This is a genomic window from Cellulomonas sp. P24, assembly GCF_024704385.1.
Taxonomy (GTDB): domain Bacteria; phylum Actinomycetota; class Actinomycetes; order Actinomycetales; family Cellulomonadaceae; genus JAJDFX01.
The window spans coordinates 3,676,363-3,694,611 of record NZ_JAJDFX010000002.1; the positions used below are offsets into that span (position 1 = coordinate 3,676,363).

Annotated in this window: 13 protein-coding genes and 2 pseudogenes; 3 read left to right on the plus strand and 12 right to left on the minus strand. The window is 71.0% G+C overall.

Features of this window, described 5'->3' with window-relative positions; all coding sequences use genetic code 11:
• Nucleotides 1-131 precede the first annotated feature (131 nt).
• From LJB74_RS17160 to map, 6 genes and pseudogenes are all read right to left on the minus strand, one after another.
• Nucleotides 132-1,484, minus strand: a complete 1,353-nt coding sequence (locus LJB74_RS17160; RefSeq protein WP_259309673.1) for an alkaline phosphatase family protein — start codon at nucleotides 1,482-1,484, stop codon at nucleotides 132-134.
• Between the two features lie 47 nt (nucleotides 1,485-1,531).
• Nucleotides 1,532-1,966 (minus strand): annotated as a pseudogene (locus LJB74_RS20675) (hypothetical protein); the annotation flags it as partial.
• 21 nt (nucleotides 1,967-1,987) lie between these two features.
• A complete protein-coding gene (locus tag LJB74_RS17170; protein WP_259309674.1) occupies nucleotides 1,988-2,308 on the minus strand; it encodes a DUF6191 domain-containing protein in 321 nt (106 codons plus the stop codon).
• 111 nt (nucleotides 2,309-2,419) lie between these two features.
• Complete coding sequence (locus LJB74_RS17175) at nucleotides 2,420-3,190, minus strand: MBL fold metallo-hydrolase (RefSeq protein ID WP_259309675.1); 771 nt, start codon at nucleotides 3,188-3,190, stop codon at nucleotides 2,420-2,422.
• Nucleotides 3,191-3,200: 10 nt separating this feature from the next.
• Nucleotides 3,201-4,004, minus strand: a complete 804-nt coding sequence (gene ppgK / locus LJB74_RS17180; RefSeq protein WP_259309676.1) for a polyphosphate--glucose phosphotransferase — start codon at nucleotides 4,002-4,004, stop codon at nucleotides 3,201-3,203.
• Entirely contained in the window at nucleotides 4,001-4,873 is an 873-nt protein-coding gene (gene map, locus LJB74_RS17185) for a type I methionyl aminopeptidase (protein WP_396125191.1), read from the minus strand. Before map ends, ppgK begins: the two co-directional genes overlap by 4 nt.
• A gap of 159 nt (nucleotides 4,874-5,032) precedes the next feature.
• Here map and LJB74_RS17190 point away from each other — a divergent pair, with 159 nt between their 5' ends.
• Nucleotides 5,033-5,227, plus strand: coding sequence for an SPOR domain-containing protein (locus LJB74_RS17190; protein ID WP_259309677.1), 195 nt, complete (start codon nucleotides 5,033-5,035; stop codon nucleotides 5,225-5,227).
• A gap of 84 nt (nucleotides 5,228-5,311) precedes the next feature.
• Here LJB74_RS17190 and panB read toward each other — a convergent pair.
• Both panB and LJB74_RS17200 read right to left on the minus strand, forming a co-directional pair.
• A pseudogene (gene panB / locus LJB74_RS17195) lies at nucleotides 5,312-6,143 on the minus strand (3-methyl-2-oxobutanoate hydroxymethyltransferase).
• A 98-nt stretch (nucleotides 6,144-6,241) separates the two neighbouring features.
• Nucleotides 6,242-7,897 carry an NAD+ synthase gene (locus LJB74_RS17200; RefSeq protein ID WP_259309678.1) on the minus strand — a complete coding sequence of 552 codons (1,656 nt, stop codon included), beginning with the start codon at nucleotides 7,895-7,897 and terminating at the stop codon, nucleotides 6,242-6,244.
• A gap of 115 nt (nucleotides 7,898-8,012) precedes the next feature.
• Here LJB74_RS17200 and LJB74_RS17205 point away from each other — a divergent pair, with 115 nt between their 5' ends.
• Together LJB74_RS17205 and LJB74_RS17210 are read left to right on the plus strand one after the other, a co-directional pair.
• The gene (locus LJB74_RS17205; protein WP_259309679.1) at nucleotides 8,013-9,350 is read left to right on the plus strand and encodes a glutamine synthetase family protein; all 1,338 of its coding nucleotides are present in this window, start codon (nucleotides 8,013-8,015) and stop codon (nucleotides 9,348-9,350) included.
• Nucleotides 9,347-12,430 (plus strand): bifunctional [glutamine synthetase] adenylyltransferase/[glutamine synthetase]-adenylyl-L-tyrosine phosphorylase, encoded by a 3,084-nt coding sequence (locus LJB74_RS17210; protein ID WP_259309680.1) that lies wholly within the window; start codon nucleotides 9,347-9,349, stop codon nucleotides 12,428-12,430. The genes LJB74_RS17205 and LJB74_RS17210 overlap by 4 nt, the downstream gene beginning before the upstream one ends.
• Nucleotides 12,431-12,522: 92 nt before the next feature.
• Here LJB74_RS17210 and LJB74_RS17215 read toward each other — a convergent pair whose 3' ends face one another.
• The 4 genes from LJB74_RS17215 to LJB74_RS17230 all read right to left on the minus strand — a co-directional run bounded on the left by LJB74_RS17215 (nucleotide 12,523) and on the right by LJB74_RS17230 (nucleotide 18,181).
• Complete coding sequence (locus tag LJB74_RS17215) at nucleotides 12,523-14,337, minus strand: ABC transporter ATP-binding protein (protein WP_259309681.1); 1,815 nt, start codon at nucleotides 14,335-14,337, stop codon at nucleotides 12,523-12,525.
• Nucleotides 14,334-15,413, minus strand: coding sequence for an ABC transporter permease (locus LJB74_RS17220; protein WP_259309682.1), 1,080 nt, complete (start codon nucleotides 15,411-15,413; stop codon nucleotides 14,334-14,336). The genes LJB74_RS17215 and LJB74_RS17220 overlap by 4 nt, the downstream gene beginning before the upstream one ends.
• Nucleotides 15,413-16,456, minus strand: a complete 1,044-nt coding sequence (locus LJB74_RS17225; protein ID WP_259309683.1) for an ABC transporter permease — start codon at nucleotides 16,454-16,456, stop codon at nucleotides 15,413-15,415. The genes LJB74_RS17220 and LJB74_RS17225 overlap by 1 nt, the downstream gene beginning before the upstream one ends.
• Before the next feature lie 102 nt (nucleotides 16,457-16,558).
• Complete coding sequence (locus LJB74_RS17230; RefSeq protein WP_259309684.1) at nucleotides 16,559-18,181, minus strand: ABC transporter substrate-binding protein; 1,623 nt, start codon at nucleotides 18,179-18,181, stop codon at nucleotides 16,559-16,561.
• Nucleotides 18,182-18,249 lie beyond the last annotated feature (68 nt).

Below are 18,249 nucleotides of genomic sequence, written 5' to 3' on the forward strand. Positions count from 1 at the left end.
GCGGGGCGATAAGGCAGCGGACGGGCGCGGCGCGTGCCGGACTCCTGAACCGGTGCGACCTGCGGTGTGGGCGGGGTCGGGTGCCAGCGGTTGATGGCCGCAGGGACCGGCCCGGGGTGATCCACCGTCGGCTACTTTCCCGCACGGTCGAAGTCGAAGACTCCGGTCAGGTCACCGCAGACAGTGCGCCGCCACGCAGAGATGTTCGGCTCGTGCACCCCGGTCCAGCGTTCCAGGAAGCGGATCACCGACGTGTGGTCGAACACCTCCGAGCTGACATAGCCGCCGATGGTCCAGGGTGAGATCACCGTCATCGGGACCCGCGGGCCCAGGCCGATGGGCAGTCCATCGAACCAGTCGTCACCGTTGCCGGACTCCGGCCGGCGCGGAACGGGCGGTGCGACGTGGTCGAAGTAGCCGTCGTTCTCATCGAAGTTCAGGAAGATGGCGGTGGTGGCCCACGTCTCCGGGTCGCTCGCGATCGTGTCGAGAAGCCGGTAGATGAAGTTCGCGCTTCCCACCGGGGTGGAGGCGCCAGGATGCTCGGAGTCTGCAGCGGAGGGAACGATCCAGCTGACCTGGGGGAGCTGGTCGGCGGAGATGTCCGCACGCAGGCGGTCCAGCAGAGTGTTCGGACGCCCGCGCCACATGGCCCGGTCGAAGAGCGACTTCTCCGCCTCGCTGAGCAGGTCGCGACCCCGCTGGAGGTCAGCCAGCAGGGCCTGCTGTTCCGCAGGGGACTTGCCGCCGAGGCTGTCGTAGAACTCCTCCGTCGTGCGCAGGTGACCCGGGACCGCGGTCAGCATCTTGTGACCGATCGCCTTGAAGGTCCGGAAGTACTCGACGGCGTTGTCGGTGAAGTTGTCCCAGTCCTGATAGATCTGCCAGGACACCCCTGCTTCCTGGAGCCTTTCAGGGTACGTGGTCCAGTCATAGCCGGCGTGGTCGTAGCTGTAGGCGGCATTGGTGACAGCCCGGGCCGCGGAGCCGGGCTCATTGCCGACCATCCCGGACCAGAGGTAGTTGCGGTTGGGGTTCGTCGAGCCGTTGATGGAGCAGTGGTAGGCATCGCAGACCGTGAAGGTGTCAGCAAGCTCGTACTGCAGCGGGAGGTCCACGCGTTCGTAATAAGTCATGGTCGACGGGCCCTTGGCAGGAATCCACTTGTCGATCCAGCCGTTGTCCCACGCTGCCGTCGTGCCGGTCCAGGAATGGTCCAGGCTGCCCACGTACTGGATGTCCGAGTCTGGTCGACCGGACAGCTCTGCGGCCTTTCGCAGCGAGAACGGCAGCACGGTCTCGCCGGTGGCAGTGGCCTGCTCGAAGACTGACTTCCCACTGGGCAGGCGCAGTGCAGACGTGTCTGCGAAGCCGCGGACTCCCCGCAGCGATCCGAGGTAGTGGTCGAACGACCTGTTCTCCTGCATGAGCACGATGACGTGCTTGATTGCTTTGAGACCACCGCGACGGGGGGGCTCCGCCATCGCTGCCTGAACCGAGGGGGGAGCAGCGAACCAGCGGCGGCGAGCGCCGTTGCTGTTGCCGCGGTGCCGAGGAACTGACGTCGGGAGAATTCCCTGCTGGACATCGTGCTGCCTTTCATCGACCTACGAATCCGATAATGATCGACCGTCGCGCGAAAGTGCCGCGCATCGACGATGCGACGCTGAGCTCCTGGAGAATTGATTACCCCTCGGTCATCAAACCGGGCAAACCCCCATGAGGGCACGGAGCCACCGCGCACTGATGAGGTTGGGGGTTGTTCTACAACGTGCATGAAATCTGGCATGAACACTGGTTGAACAGGTGTTCGGACCGGTGTGGGTGGCGCTCCGTGACCAGGAGGGTCCCGGTCAAGACCCTCCAGGACGCCGGCATCGAGCCTGGACACAGCCCTTCGTCGGGGGCTCGGCCCCGGACCGGGACGGGCGCGCGTGGCGCTCGGTCGCCGCGCGGCGCAGCTCATCCGCCCTGTACGGCCGGGTCTCTACGGCACGTCGGGCCGTGGCAACGGTTTGTCGACCACGGCGACGCCTGTGTCGAGGTCGATCGCGAACGGCGGCGCCTCGCCGGGGGACTGGTGGATGTCGAGCCGTTGGCGCTCCTGCTCGGCGACGAGCGTGCGGTGCCCCGGCTGGAAGACGTCGATCAGCTCACCGAGGGCGCCGGACCCCGCGGAACCGAGCGGCCGGGCACGACGTGACCGGTCCGGCAGGTGGCCACGCGCGTCGAGGAGGGCCACCACGCGGTCGATCACGACCAGGAGCGCGGCGACCCCGCAGAGGACGAGAACCAGCGGCCAACCCACCGCTTCAGTATGTGCTCCGGACCGACGACGTCGCGAGGGTGCGGCGCGCCGTGCGGTGGCCGGGCGTCGGGTGGTGATCGGGTGCCACCTGCATACCCGGCGCCGGTGCCGTCAGCGTTCTGCCGGAAGCGCGAGGCGAGGGTCGGCTGATCGTCGCCCGTCGACGAGGTCGTCGAGGTAGGTGCGGTCGGCCGCGAACCGTCGTGCGAGCTCTGCCGCGTCACCGACGTGGCCGTGCCCAGGGACGACGACGGCGACGTCGTGCGCGCGGGCGACCGTCTCGAGGCGGTCGAGCCCGGCGCGGTAGTCCGCGACCGCGTCAGCCGCGTCGACGTCGAGCAGCGGGATCTCGCGGTCCGAGAGCATGTCACCCGCCACCAGCACGCGCGCGGCCGGCAGCACGAGCGCCGCGTGGCCCCGCGAGTGCCCGTCGTGGTCCACCACCAGGATCTGTGGGCCGTCCCAGGGCACCGTGGCTGCACCGTCCGGGAGCGGCGTGAGCCGGCCGAGGAGCTCGAGGTCGTGACCCGGTGCGACGACCTCGGCCTCGGCCGCCGCTGCGGTGCGCAGGCTCGCGGCGAGGCTCGCGGTGCGTGCGGTCGCCCATCGCGGGACGTCCCCGAGCGACGACGCCCACAGCAGGTGGTCCCAGTGCGCATGCGTGCTGAACCCGGCGACCACGCGCCACCCGTGCTCGTGCACGGCGAGAGCGAGCGACTCGACCTCGGCGAGCGTGATCCCCGGGTCGACCACCAGGCAGGCGCCGTCGGGGGCGACCACGACGGTCGTCACGCTCGTCCAGGTCTCCGCGACCGACGTCCAGACCCCGGGGGCGACCTCGGTGAGCGGCCGCGCGTGCACCCCCGGTGCGGAGGCCGTCACGTCCGGCCCGTCAGACCTCGGTGCGGGGCTCGACCGGCACCGGGCCGGGACCCGCACCCTGTGCCGCGAGCGCAGCGGCTCCCACGATGCCGGCCGCGTTCCGCAGCTGGGCCGGCACGATCGGCGCCCGCAGGTGCAGCAGCGGGAGGAACTTCTCGTGGTTCTTGCTCACGCCGCCACCGACGACGATGAGGTCGGGCCACAGCAGGTCCTCGAGCACGCCGTAGTAGCGCTGGAGGCGCTCGGCCCACTGCTCCCAGCTGAGGTTCTCGCGGTCGCGGACGGCGTCGGAGGCACGGGTCTCGGCGTCGACGCCGTCGATCATCAGGTGACCGAGCTCGAAGTTCGGGACGAGCACACCCGCGACGATCAGCGCGGTGCCGATCCCCGTGCCGAGGGTCGTCATCAACGTGACGCCTCGCGTGCCGCGCGCGGCACCGTAGAGGACCTCGCCGTACCCGGCGGCGTCGGCGTCGTTGACGGCGACGACGGGGTGGCCGAGCGCATCGCTCAGCAGGAGCTCGATGTTCGTGCCGATCCAGGAGACGTCGACGTTGGCGGCGCTCCGGGCGACCCCGTGCTGGACGACGGCCGGGAACGTCACCCCGACGGGGGTGCCGGCCGGGAGGTCGAACGACTGCACGACCTGGGCGACCGTGCGGGCGACGGCGGCGGGGGTCGAGGGCTGCGGCGTCGGGATGCGCACCCGGTCGGCGACGAACTCCCCGGTCGTCAGGTCGACGGGGGCGCCCTTGATGCCGCTCCCGCCGATGTCGATCCCGAGGGCGACGGGGGTCTTGTCGTGGTTGCTCATGGCAGCGTCAGGATCTCCGCTCCGGTGTCGGTGACCAGGAGCGTGTGCTCGAACTGTGCGCTGCGCCGACCGTCTGCCGTCAGCACGGTCCAGTCGTCGTCCCACATGACCCAGTCCGGGGTGTCGAGGTTGAGCATCGGCTCGATGGTGAAGACCATGCCCGGTTCGATCACCGTGTCGTGCTCCGGCGCGGCGTCGTAGTGGGGGATCACGAGACCGGTGTGGAAGGCCTCGCCCACGCCGTGACCCGTGTAGTCGCGCACGACGCCGTAGCCGAACCGCTGGGCGTACTTCTCGATCACCCGCCCGATCACGTTGACCTGACGGCCCGGCACCACGGCCTTGATCGCCCGCGCGAGCGACTCGCGGGTCCGTTCGATGAGCAGTGCGGACTCCTCGTCGATCTCCCCGACGGCGAACGTGGCGTTCGTGTCGCCGTGCACCCCGCCGATGTACGCGGTGACGTCGATGTTCACGATGTCCCCGTCGAGCAGCACGGTGGAGTCCGGGATGCCGTGACAGATGACCTCGTTGACGGAGGTGCACAGCGACTTGGGGAAGCCGCGGTAGCCGAGCGTCGACGGGTACGCGCCGTGGCCGACCATGAACTCGTGCCCGATCCGGTCGAGCTCGTCCGTCGTGACACCGGGAACGATGTGCCGGCCGACCTCCTCGCGGGCCTGGGCGGCGATGCGCGACGCGACCCGGATCCGCTCGACGGTCTCGGGGTCGGGCGTGTTGCTCCCGGTGAACGGCGCCGGGCCCGGCCGGCCCACGTACTCGGGCCGCGGGATGGACGTGGGGACGCTCCGCCGTGGGCCGACGACGCCGGGGACCAGGCCGGGACGCGTCGCGTGAGTGGTCGACATAGGTGGCAGTCTACGGATCGACGCGTCGTCGCCGCCGGGACGACCGTGCGGGACCGTGGGTCCGTCGGCACGGGTGACCGGCTGACCGGTGGTGCGGGCGCGTCGCGGGTCTCCGTCGCACGCGCGACGGGAGGCCGGACCAGGACGACAGGAGATCGTGTGAGAAGGAACCGCGTACCGGGTGACCAGCCCGAGTTCTACTACGACGTCAAGACGGGCGAGGTGCTCGAGGGCAAGACCATCGGCTGGGAGAACCGGATGGGCCCGTACGCGACACGTGAGGCAGCCGCGCACGCGCTGGAGCGCGCCCGGGCGCGCACGCGCGCCTGGGACAAGGAGGACGCCGACGACTGACGCGTCGACGGACCAGCGGGCGACCCGGGTCGGCGAGCCGTCGGAGGGCCCTGCCGCGGCTCGCCGAGTGGCAGGGCGCCGACCTCACTCGAGGAACGAGTGCGCCGCGTCCGGGAACGTCCCGGTGCGGACGTCGTTCGCGTAGGCGCGTGCGGCGTCGCCCAGTGCGGCACCGAGCTGCGCGTACTGCTTCGCGAACTTGGGCGACCAGGACCCCATGCCGGCCATGTCGAGCCACACGAGCACCTGACCGTCGCAGTGCGGTCCGGCGCCGATGCCGATCGTCGGGATCTGCAGGATCTCGGTGACGCGCTCGGCGAGGGGGGGACGGCACCATCTCCAGGACGATCGCGACCGCTCCCGCCTCCTGGAGCGCCAGGGCGTCCTCGCACAGCTTCTCGGCAGCGACGTCACCACGACCCTGCACGCGCTTGCCGCCCAGGATGTTCTCGGACTGCGGGGTGAAGCCGAGGTGCCCGACGACGGGCATCCCGGCGTCGGTGAGCGTGCGGACCTGTGCGGCGACCCGGGCGCCGCCCTCGAACTTGACGGCGTGCGCGCCGGCCTCCTTGAACATCCGGACCGCGGTGGAGAGGGCCTGGGCCGGGGACGCCTCGTACGATCCGAAGGGCAGGTCGGCCACGACCAGCGCGCGGTGCGTCGACCGCGCCACGGCCCGGACCGCCGGGATCAGCTCGTCGACCGTCACCGGGATCGTGGTCTCGTGGCCCAGCATCGTGTTGCCGATCGAGTCCCCGATGAGCAGCATGTCGATGCCGGCCTCGTCGAAGATCCGGGCGGTCGGTGCGTCGTACGCGGTGAGCATCGTCAGCTTCTCGCCACGCTTCTTGGCCTCGCGCAGGTGCGGCACCCGGACCCGGGTCGCGGGACGTGGTGCTGGTGCGGTGTCGCTCATCGTTCCTGCTCTCTCGTGTGCCGACCTCGCGGGTCGGCCGGTGTGCCGTGCGGGTTCGTACGGGTACGTCCGGTGAGGATCCGTCCGGTGCGGACCCGTCAGGGCTCGCGCCACCTCGTCGTGATCGGCAGGCGCCGATCCCGGCCGAAGGCGAGCGCGGTGACCTTGGGCCCGGGCGGGTACTGTCGACGCTTCCACTCGGCGCGGTCGACCAACGTCACGACCGTGTCGACGATCTCGGGGTCGAAGCCCCGCTCGAGCAGCTCCGCCCGGCCTTCCGCGCTCTCCACGTAGGCGTCGAGCACGGCGTCGAGCAGGTGGTAGGCGGGAAGGCTGTCCTGGTCGACCTGACCGGGGCGGAGCTCGGCCGACGGCGGCTTCGTGATCGAGCTCTCGGGGATCGGCGGGATCTCGCCGGCATCGATCGCCGCGGTGTTCCGCCAGCGTGACAGCTCCCAGACGCGGGACTTGTCGACGTCCTTCAACGGTGCGTAGCCCCCGACCGCGTCGCCGTAGATGGTGGAGTACCCGACCGCCAGCTCCGACTTGTTGCCGGTCGCGAGCACCAGGTGACCTTCGGCGTTCGACAGACCCATGAGGATCATGCCCCGCACCCGCGCCTGGAGGTTCTCGGCCGCGACGCCGTCGAGGTGCAGCTCGCGGTCGAACGCCTCGACCATCGGGGTGATCGGCTGGACGCGATAGTCCGCTCCGATCCGCTTCGCGGTGTCGGCGGCGTCGTCCTTCGAGTGCGAGGAGGAGTGCGGCGAGGGCATCGACACCCCGACGACGTTCTGGCCCCCGATCGCGTCGGCGGCGATCGCGGCGACGAGGGCCGAGTCGATCCCGCCGGACAACCCGAGGGTGACCGAGCGGAACCCGTTCTTCCGGACGTAGCCCTCGAGGCCGGTCACCAGGGCCTGGTAGACCTCGGCGTCGGGCTCGAGAGGCGTCGCCAGGGTGCCCGTCGGCTGCGCCCCGTCGTCCGGCACGTCGCAGACCAGCAGGTGCTCGACGAACTGCGGCGCGCGCGCGACGACCTCTCCTGACGGGGTGACGACGAACGAGCCGCCGTCGAAGACGAGGTCGTCCTGGCTGCCGGTCAGGTTGACGTAGGCCACGGGCGCGTCGACCTCGCGTGCCCGCCGCGCGGCCAGCTCGGTCCGCACGTGCCCCTTGCCCTCCTCGAAGGGCGAACCGTTCGGGACCACGAGGAGGTCGAGGTCCATGTCGCGCATGACCGACACCGGTCCGCCGTCCTGCCAGATGTCCTCGCAGATCACGAGCCCGACGCGACGCCCACGGACCTCCACGACACACGGCGTGTCACCCGGGGTGAAGATCCGGAACTCGTCGAACACGCCGTAGTTCGGCAGGTGGTGCTTGTCGTAGCGTGCGAGCACCTCGCCGCCGCGCAGCACGACGGCCTGGTTGGTCGGGCGCGCAGGCGCGCCGGCGTGCTCACGGTGCGTGTCGGTCCCGAGGGTCCCCACGACGACGGTCAGCTCCGGCATCCCCTCGGTGACCAGCCGTGCGGCGACGTCCTGCAGGACCCGCTCGGCCTCGCGCCGGACCGAGGCCCGCAGCGCGAGGTCCTCGATCGGGTAGCCCGTGAGCGTCATCTCGGGGAACACGACCAGGTCGGCACCCAGGTCCGCGGCGGTCCGCGACCACGTGAGGACGGCCTGGGCGTTCGAGCGGAGGTCGCCGACGCACGTGTCGATCTGGGCCAGTGCGATGCGCAGGGTCGCCATGGCCGCAAGCGTAGGCGGTCGCCTCGGAGGACGTGGCGTCCACGGACCGGACAGCCCTGCGCGTCCGGTCGGACTTGTCGCCACGAGCGGCTCTTCATCAGGCAGGATGGGGGCCATGGACAGGCAGCAGGAGTTCGTGCTCCGTACGGTCGAAGAGCGAGACATCCGGTTCATCCGACTGTGGTTCACCGACGTGCTGGGCACGCTCAAGTCGGTGGCCATCGCCCCGGCCGAGCTGGAGTCCGCCTTCAGCGAGGGGATCGGGTTCGACGGCAGCTCGATCGAAGGGCTCACCCGGGTCTACGAGGCGGACATGATCGCCAAGCCGGACCCGACGACGTTCCAGGTCCTGCCGTGGCGGGGCGAGCACCACGGCACGGCGCGGATGTTCTGCGACATCCAGACGCCCGACGGCGAGCCGTCGATGGCGGACTCCCGCACGGTCCTCAAGCGCGCACTGGCGAAGGGGAGCGAGCAGGGGTTCACGTTCTACACGCACCCCGAGGTCGAGTTCTACCTGTTCGAGAACCCGGCCGACCCGGAGCTGCCGCTCGTCCCCGTCGACACGGCCGGGTACTTCGACCACGTCCCGCGCGGGACGGCCCACGACTTCCGGCGGGCCGCCATCAGCATGCTCGAGTCGATGGGGATCTCGGTCGAGTTCTCCCACCACGAGGCAGGGCCGGGACAGAACGAGATCGACCTGCGCTACGCCGACGCGCTGACGACGGCCGACAACATCATGACCTTCCGCACGGTCGTCAAGGAGGTCGCGCTCGAGCAGGGTGTCTTCGCCTCGTTCATGCCCAAGCCGATGGTCGACCAGCCGGGTTCCGGGATGCACACGCACCTGTCGCTGTTCGAGGGCGACCGGAACGCGTTCCACGAGCCCGGGGCACCGCTCGAGCTGTCGCAGGTCGCCCGCAGCTTCATCGCCGGGCTGCTGCACCACGCGGCGGAGATCACCGCGGTGACCAACCAGTTCGTGAACTCCTACAAGCGGCTGTGGGGCGGCGCCGAGGCGCCGAGCTTCGTCTGCTGGGGCCACAACAACCGGTCCGCCCTCGTCCGGGTGCCGATGTACAAGCCCGGCAAGGGCAACTCGAGCCGGATCGAGTACCGCGCGCTGGACTCCGCCGCGAACCCGTACCTCGCCTATGCCGTGCTCCTGGCCGCCGGCCTCAAGGGCGTCGAGCAGGGCTACGAGCTGCCCGAGGGCGCCGAGGACGACGTGTGGGAGCTGACGGACTCCGAGCGTCGGGCGCTCGGGATCGAGCCCCTCCCGCAGTCGCTCGACGGTGCGATCGCCGTCATGGAACGGTCCGAGCTCGTCGCCGAGACGCTCGGGGAGCACGTGTTCGACTACGTCCTGCGCAACAAGCGCCAGGAGTGGAACGAGTACCGCGGCCAGGTCACCCCGTACGAGCTGCGGCGGTTCCTCCGGGTCCTGTGACGACCGCCCGCACGGGGACCTGGGCCGGGCGACTCACCCGGCTCGGGTTCACCGACGCGCTCCGTGCCGAACGGATGCTGGCGGATCCGGCCCTGGTCGCGCTGCTGGGGGCACTGCCTGAGCTCCAGGACGTGTCCGAGCGGGCTCGTGCCGATCTCGCGCCCGTCGACCGGGAGTGGGCGGACGGTCTCCTGGTCGCGCTCGCGGACGTCGCCGACCCCGACCAGGCTCTCCTCGCGCTCGCGAAGCTTGCCGGGGTCGTCCAGGGCGAGCGGGTCGACGTCCTCGGCACGCTCCTGTCACGCGCCACCCCGGCCCGGAACAGGCTCCTGGCCGTGATCGGCGCGTCGGTGGCGCTCGGCGACAACCTCGCCGCGCACCCCGACCACCTCGACGTGCTCGTCGACGACACCCCGGGGACCGCGGTCACGGCGGAGGAGGTGCGCGCGGAGCTGCTCGTCGCCGTCGGCGCCGACCCTGCCGCTGCGGTCCCGGTCGCCGACCTCGACGGGACGGCCGGCATCGATGCGATGCGGCGGGCCTACCAGCGCCGGCTGCTGGCGATCGCGGCCACCGACCTCACTGCCCCGGACCCGCTCGACGTCCTGCCCGCCGTCGCCGCGGCGCTGGCGGACCTCGCCTCAGCCGCTCTCGAGGCCTCGCTCGCCCTCGCGCGCGCCGATCTCGACGACCACGGCGCGGGCGTCAGGCTCGCGGTGATCGGGATGGGCAAGTGCGGCGGACGTGAGCTCAACTACGTGAGCGACGTGGACGTGATCTACGTCGTCGAGCCCGACGGCGTCGACGAGGCCCACGCGATCACGGTCGGGACGAAGCTGGCCGCCGGGCTGGCGCGCGCCTGCTCGACGGCCGCGGGGGAGCCGGCGCTCTGGCCGGTCGACGCGGCGCTGCGGCCGGAGGGCAAGAACGGCCCCCTCGTGCGGACCCTCTCCAGCCACCAGGCGTACTACGAGCGCTGGGCGCACACGTGGGAGTTCCAGGCGCTGCTCAAGGCACGCCCGGTCGCCGGTGACGCGGAGCTGGGCCGGGCGTACGTCGAGGCCGTGAACCCGATGGTGTGGGCGGCCGTCGGCCGGGAGAACTTCGTCGAGGACTCCCAGGCCATGCGGCGACGCGTCGAGGACAACGTCCCGGTCGCGGAGGCCGACCGCCAGCTCAAGCTCGGCAAGGGCGGGCTGCGGGACGTCGAGTTCACCGTCCAGCTGCTGCAGCTCGTGCACGGGCGGGCCGACGAGTCGATCCGCAGCCCCGGCACGCTCACGGCCCTTGCCGCGCTCTCGGCGGGTGGGTACGTCGGGCGGTCCGACGCGGCCGAGCTCGCCCAGTGCTACCGGCTCCTGCGGTCGCTCGAGCACCGCATCCAGCTGTACCGGTTGCGGCGCACCCACCTGATGCCGTCGGCGCCGGCCGACCTGCGCCGGTTGGCCCGCTCGGTCGGCATGCGCACCGTCGGTGCCGACGGGCTCGACGAGCGGTGGCGCTCGGTACGGCGCCAGGTCCGGCACCTGCACGAGGAGCTCTTCTACCGGCCCCTGCTGCCGGCCATGGCGCAGCTGTCGACCGAGGAGGCGAGCCTCGCCCCCGAGGCGGCCCGCGCACGGCTGGCCGCGATCGGGTACACCGACCCGGCGGGCGCGATGCGGCACATCGCGGCGCTCACCGAGGGGCTGTCGCGCCGGGCCGCGATCCAGCGGCAGCTGCTGCCGGTGATGATCGGCTGGTTCGCCGACGGAGCCGCACCGGATGCCGGTCTCCTGGCGTTCCGCCGGCTGTCGGACGAGCTCGGCTCGACGCACTGGTACCTCAAGCTGCTGCGCGACTCGGGGACGGCCGCACGCCGGCTCGCCACGGTGCTCTCGACCTCGCGCTACGTCGCCGACGCGCTGACCCGGTCCCCGGAGTCGGTGGCGTGGCTGGCGGACGACGCCGAGCTGGTCGGCCGGAGCGCGCAGCGGCTCGGGGCGGAGGCCGACGCGATCGTGTCGCGGGCGACGGGGGCGGAGGCGGCCGCAACCGCCCTGCGGGCGCTGCGTCGGCGAGAGCTCGCGCGGACCGCCGCGGCAGACGTCCTCGGCGTCGTCACGAGCACCACTGCGGCCCACACCCTGACGGTCGCCGCCGACGTCGTGCTCGCCGGGGTGCTGCGCGCGGCGGAGTCCGAAGCACGTGCGGGGCTCGAGCGGTCGCCGACCCGGATGCTCGTGGTGGCGATGGGGAGGTTCGGCGGGAGCGAGATGGGGTACTCCTCGGACGCCGACGTGATGTTCGTCCACGACCCCTACCCCGGGGTGGACGACGAGGTCGCCCAGGAGTACGCGTCGACCGTGGCGAGCCGGCTGCGCTACCTGCTCGGGGCCGTCGGCCCGGAACCGGCGCTCGAGGTGGACGCCGCGCTGCGACCGGAGGGACGCAACGGTCCGCTCGTCCGGTCCTTCGACTCGTACGTGGAGTACTACGCGCGCTGGTCGTCACCCTGGGAGAGCCAGGCCCTGCTCCGCGCGCGGCCGGTCGCCGGCGACCCGGAGCTGGGTGAGCGGTTCGTGGCACTCGTCGACCCGCTGCGCTACCCGCAGGGTGGGCTCGACCCGTCCGTCGTCCGTGAGGTGCGCCGGATCAAGGCGCGGGTCGAGTCGGAGCGGCTGCCGAGGGGCGTCCACCCGAACCGTCACCTGAAGCTCGGTCGTGGCGGTCTGGCCGACGTCGAGTGGACCGTCCAGCTCCTCCAGCTCCAGCACGCGTTCGAGGTGCCGGGGCTGCGGACGACGGCGACGCTGGAGGCGCTCGAGGCTGCGGCAGCGGCCGGCCTGATCGCCTCGGACGACGCGACAGTCCTCACCGAGGCGTGGGAGAGCGCCTCACGCCTGCGCGACGCGATCGTGCTGTGGTCCGGTCGAACGGGTGGTGCGCAGGCCGACGTCCTCCCGCACGACCGGCAGGACCTCGCCGGACTGGCGCGCATCGTCGGTCTGCCGGCCGGGCACGCCGGCGACCTCGAGGAGGAGCACCTCCGCAAGGCACGCCGGGCCCGGGCGGTCGTCGAACGCGTCTTCTACGCCTAGCGGCGGCGACGCGCGGCGTTGACGTCGTTGCGCGTCCGCGCGGGCGACCCGGGTCGGCGGCGACCCCTGTCGTGGGAGCCGTCGCCGACCGGTCAGGACGCGACCGAGCCGGCGGCGAGAAGTGCCGCGCGCACCTCGCGCCGTTCCCGCTGAGCTGCCGGGTCCGGCACCGGGACGGCCGCGAGCAGCGCCCGCGTGTACGGGTGCTGCGGTGCGCTGAGGACCTCGGCCGTCGTCCCGACCTCGACGAGCTTGCCCAGGCTCATCACCGCGACGTCGTGCGCCACGATGTCCACGACGGCGAGGTCGTGGCTGATGAACAGGCACGCAAAGCCCATCTCGCGCTGGAGCTCCTGGAACAGGTGCAGCACCGTCGCCTGCACCGAGACGTCCAGCGCACTCGTCGGCTCGTCCGCGATGAGCAGGTCCGGTCCGAGGACGAGCGCGCGTGCGAGGCTCACCCGCTGACGCTGGCCGCCGGAGAGCTCGTGCGGGTAGCGCTTGGCGAACGCGGCAGGGAGCTCGACCGCCTCGAGCAGCTCCGCGACCCGCTTGTGCCGGGAGGCGTCCGTGCCGACCTTGTGCACCGACAGCGGCTCGGCGATGCAGGCCCCGACGCTCGCACGCGGGTTCAGGGAGGCCGCCGGGTCCTGGAACACGAAGCCGAACCGCCGCCGGAGGTCACGCAGGGTGTGCGGTGACGCGGTGCGCAGGTCCGTCCCGAAGACGTCGATGCTGCCACTGGTCGCCGGGACCAGGCCGACGACCGTCCGGCCGACGGTGGTCTTGCCCGACCCCGACTCGCCGACCAGGCCGAGCACCCGTCCGGGGGCGATCGTCAGGGAGACACCCTCGACGGCTCGCACCCGTGGGCTGCCGAGCCGGCCGGGGAACTCGACCACGAGGTCGCGGACCTCGAGGGCAGGGGTGCCGGACGACGACGCGGCCTCGCGGCCGGTCCCGCCGGACCCGGTGAACGAGGTGACCCGGGCAGCCGGGGCCTCGTGCCCGGCCCCGGCGAGGGAGTCGGGCGTGGTCGTGCCGGCCGGAGACGTGGGTGCGGCCCCGGCGTCGATGCCCGAGCGCCCCTGCCCGAGGTAGGGCACAGCGGCCAGCAGACGCTGGGTGTACGGGTGCGCGGGTGCCGCGAACAGCTGGGCGACGGGCGCCTGCTCGACGACCTGGCCGCGGTACATCACGACCACCCGGTCCGCGAGGTCGGCGACGACTCCCATGTTGTGGGTGATGAGGACGATCCCGGTGCCGAGACGGTCGCGCAGCCCGCGGAGCAGGTCGAGGATCGCGGCCTGGACCGTCACGTCGAGAGCCGTCGTGGGCTCGTCGGCGATGATGAGCTCGGGCTCGCAGGAGATCGCGATCGCGATCATCACACGCTGCTTCTGCCCCCCGGACAGCTGGTGGGGGTAGGAGTGGACGCGTCGCTCCGGGTCCGGGATGCCGACGAGGTCGAGCAGCTCGACCGCACGCTGGTGCGCCGCGCGGCGTGACATCCGCCGGTGCGCGCGGAGCGCCTCCATGACCTGCCAGCCGACCGTCCGGACCGGGTCGAGAGAGGTCGCCGGTTCCTGGAAGATCATCGCGATCCGGTCGCCACGGATCCGGCGCATCGACTCCCCACCGAGGCCGGTCAGCTCGACACCGTCGAGCCGGGCGAGCCCGCCGACCGTGGCGGTGCCCGGCAGCAGGCCCAGCAGGGCGCGTGAGCTCACCGACTTGCCGGATCCCGACTCGCCGACGACCGCGACGATCTCACCGGGCGCGACGTCGAAGCTGACCTCGCGCACGGCGTGGACGGGGCCGGCGTCCGATCGGAACGTGACGCTGAGGTGGTCGAGCGCCAGCATCGGGGTGCCCCCGTCAGGGGTGGTCGCGCTCGACGCGCTCATCGCCCGTCCTCCTGCTCGGTCGTCGTGGTGGCCGTCGACGTGCCGTCGGGACCTGCGACGGGGTCGGTGCCGGCCCCGTCGGGCTCGTCCGCCAGCAGGATCTCCTGCTCGTCCGCGGTGGTCGTCCCGGCGCCGCGTGTGCGCAGCATCGGGTTGAGGATGTCGTTGAGGCTCTCACCGACGAGGGTGACTCCGGCCACGACGACGACGATCGCGAGGCCCGGGTAGATGCCGGTCCACCAGATGCCGTTGGTCGCGTCGGACAGGGCCTTGTTGAGGTCGTACCCCCACTCGGCCGCGGCCGACGGCTCGATGCCGAAGCCGAGGAACCCGAGGCCTGCCAGGGTCAGGATGGCCTCGGACGCGTTGAGCGTGGCCAGCACCGGGATGGTCTGGGAGACGTTCGGCAGCACGTGGCGGAACATGATCCGCCCGGGCTTCGCCCCGGTGATCCGCGCGGCGTCGACGAACGGCTCGTGCTTGACCGAGACCGTCTGGTTGCGGACGACGCGGAAGTACTGCGGGACGAACACGACCGTGATCGACAGTGCCGCCGCGACGATGCCGCCGATCGGCGTCGAGCGCCCGCCGGTGATCATGATCGAGACGACGATCGCGAGCAGCAGGGACGGGAACGCGTAGAGGGCGTCGGTGACCAGGACGAGGACGCGGTCGACCTTGCCACCCACGTACCCGGAGATCACCCCGAGCGGGGCACCGACGGTGAGCGAGATCGCGACGGCGAGCACGATCACGGTCAGCGCGGTGCGCGCACCGAAGATCACCCGCGAGAGCACGTCCTGGCCGCCGACCGTCGTGCCGAACCAGTGCGCGGCCGACGGCGGCTGCTGCGTCCCGAAGATCACGCCGTTGGCACGGTCCGCATTGAAGCCGTACGGCGCGATCAACGGCGCGAAGACCGCGACGACGACGAACACGACGATGACGACGAGGCCGCTCAGCAGCATCGCGCGCTGGAGCCCGTGCGTGGAGCGGATCAGCGCGACACCGGGGAAGCCGCGCCGACGGGGCGGCGCCTCCAGGTCGGCGGTCTCTGTGGCGACGAGGGCGCTCATCAGTACCTCACTCTCGGGTCGACGAGTGCGTTGATGACATCGATCAGGAAGCTCGACACCGCCACGACGACGGCGATCGCGGTGACGATGCCCTGGACGGCGACGAAGTCGCGTGCGAGCAGGTAGTGCGAGAGCACGTAGCCGAGGCCCTGCCACTCGAACGTCGTCTCGGTGAGGATCGCGCCGCCGAGCATGATCGCGATCTGCATCCCCATGACGGTGACGACGGGGACGAGGGCGTTGCGGAAAGCGTGCTTGCGGACCACCAGCCGCTCCGGGACGCCGCGCGCGCGGGCCGCGGTGACGTAGTCCGTGCGCATCGTCTCGAGCAGGTTGATCCGGATGAGACGGATGAACACGCCGGCGGTCAGCAGCCCGAGGGCGAGAGCGGGCAGGATCGCGTGGCGCAGGACGTCGGCGATGTAGCCCGGATCCCCGTACAGGATCGCGTCGATGATCATCACGTTGGTCTTGGGGTTGACGTTGTTCAGCGCGATCTCGACGTTGGCCGAGGCGCGACCCGAGGCCGGCAGCCAGTTGAGCGTCGCGGAGAAGAGCAGCTTGAGCAGGAGGCCGACGAAGAACACCGGCGCCGCGTACACGAGCACCGCGAAGGTCCGGATCGTGACGTCGGGCAGCTTGTCGCGGTAGCGCGCGGCGAGCCGACCGAGCGGGATGCCGACGATGAACGCGACGATCAGCGCCCAGAACGTCAGCTCGAGGGTTGCCGCACCGTTGGTGATCAGCACCTCGCTGATCTTCCGGTGGTCGGTCAGCGCGGTCCCGAAGTCTCCGTGGAGGAGGTTGCCGAGGTACTCGCCGTACTGCTGAAGGATCGGACGGTCGAAGCCGGCCGCTGCACGCCGCGCGGCGAGCTGGGCGGCGGAGAGCCGCCCGCCCTGCGATGCGGTGATGGGGTCACCGATCACGCGCATGAAGAAGAAGACGACGGTGACCAGGATCCACACGGTCGGGACGATCAGCGCTAGGCGGACCAGGAGGTACCTGACCAGGGGACTGCGGGGAAGGATCTTGACGTTCATGGTGTCCGATCGTGGGGGCCGGCGGCCGGCCGCGACGACGCGGCCAGGACGTGACGGTGCGGGGGCCGCACCTGCGTGCGACCCCCGCCTCGTCCTCGGGTGTCAGCTCTTGCTGAGGACCGAGTACCGGAACTGGAAGGACGCGTTGAGCGTGTCCTTCACGCCGTTGACACCGTTGCGGGCGACGGCGACCTGCGCGCCCTGGAGGAGCGGGATGGTCGACAGGTACTTCGACGCCATCTCGGTCTGGATCTTCTCGAGCGTGGCGGCGCGGGTCGTCGGGTTGCTGTCGGTCCGCTCAGAGGCGAGCAGCGCGCTGATGTCCGCGTTCTCGAAGTGGTTGTTGAGGAAGTTCCCCTTGTCGAAGAACGGCGTCAGGTAGTTGTCGGCGTCGGAGAAGTCCGGGAACCAGCCGAGCTGGTAGACCGGGTACGCGTCCTTCGACCGTTCCTTCGCGTAGGTGACCCACTCGGTGGACTGCAGGTTGACCTTGAAGAGCCCGGTGGCCTCGAGCTGGCGCTTGACGGCCGCGTACTCCTGGTCCGAGCTCGGGCCGTAGTGGTCCGGGTTGTACTGGATGTCCAGGGTCACCGGCGTGCTGACACCGGCGGCGGAGAGCTCCTTGGTGGCGGCGGCGACGTCGGGCTTGGTGCCGTAGATGTCCTTGAACGGCGTGGCCGCACCCGGGAGGCCGGCCGGCACGTACGAGTACAGCGGCGTGTAGGTGTCCTTGTACACCTGCGTCGCGATCTCCTGCCGGTCGATCGAGTACGCGAACGCCTTGCGGATCGCGAGCTTCTGCTCCGGGGTGTTGCCGGGCATCGTGTTCATGTTGAACACGACGTACCGGATCTCGCCGCCGGGGCCGGAGACGACCTGGACGCCGTCCGTCGTCTTGAGGCTCTCGATGTCCGTCGGGGTCAGGCTCCGCGTGGCGACGTCGATCGCGCCGCTGGCGATGTCCAGCTTGAGGTTGTTCGAGTCCGCGTAGTACTTCAGCGTGATGCCGTCGTTCTTCGGCGTTCCCTGGATCCCGGAGTAGTCAGGGTTCTTGGCGAGGACGACGAGCTCGTTCTTCTTGTACGAGGTGATCGTGTACGGGCCGGCGAACGCCTTGGCGTCGACGATCGCGTTGTCGTCGAGGATCGCGTCGGCCTTGAAGACCTTCTCGTCGACGATCGGGCCGGCGGGGGAGGCCAGCACCTGGGGGAAGGTCTGGTCGTTCGGCGTCTTGAGGGTGAACGCGACCGTCTTGTCGTCGACGGCCTTGACGGACTCGAGGTTGCCGAGGAGCGAGGCCGGACCGTTGGGGTCGTTGATCGCGATCTGGCGGTCGAAGCTGAACTTGACGGTCGACGCGTTGATCGGGTCGCCGTTGGCGAACTTCAGGCCGTCGCGCAGGACGCACGTGTAGACGGTGTCCGAGGTGTACTTGCAGCTCTGCGCCGCGTCGGGCGCGAGCTCGGCACCGCCGGGCTTGAAGCTCATGAGGAAGGGGAAGACCTGGGTCTCGATGTTGAACGAGCCGTTGTCGTACGAGCCGGCCGGGTCGATCGCGGTGACCTTGTCGGTCGTGCCGACCAGCAGGGTCGAACCTGCGGCCGTGGTGCTCCCGCTCGTGCTGCTCGTGCTGTCGGTGCGGCCGGCACCGCACGCGCTCAGCGCGAGTGCCACCGTGGCCGCGGCGGCGACCGTGGTCACCAGGCGGTGTGTGCTCTTCTTCACAGATCGTCCTCTCGGGAGGCCGCGACCCGGGTCTCTGACCGGGTTGCGGTACGTGGACAGTAAAGCGA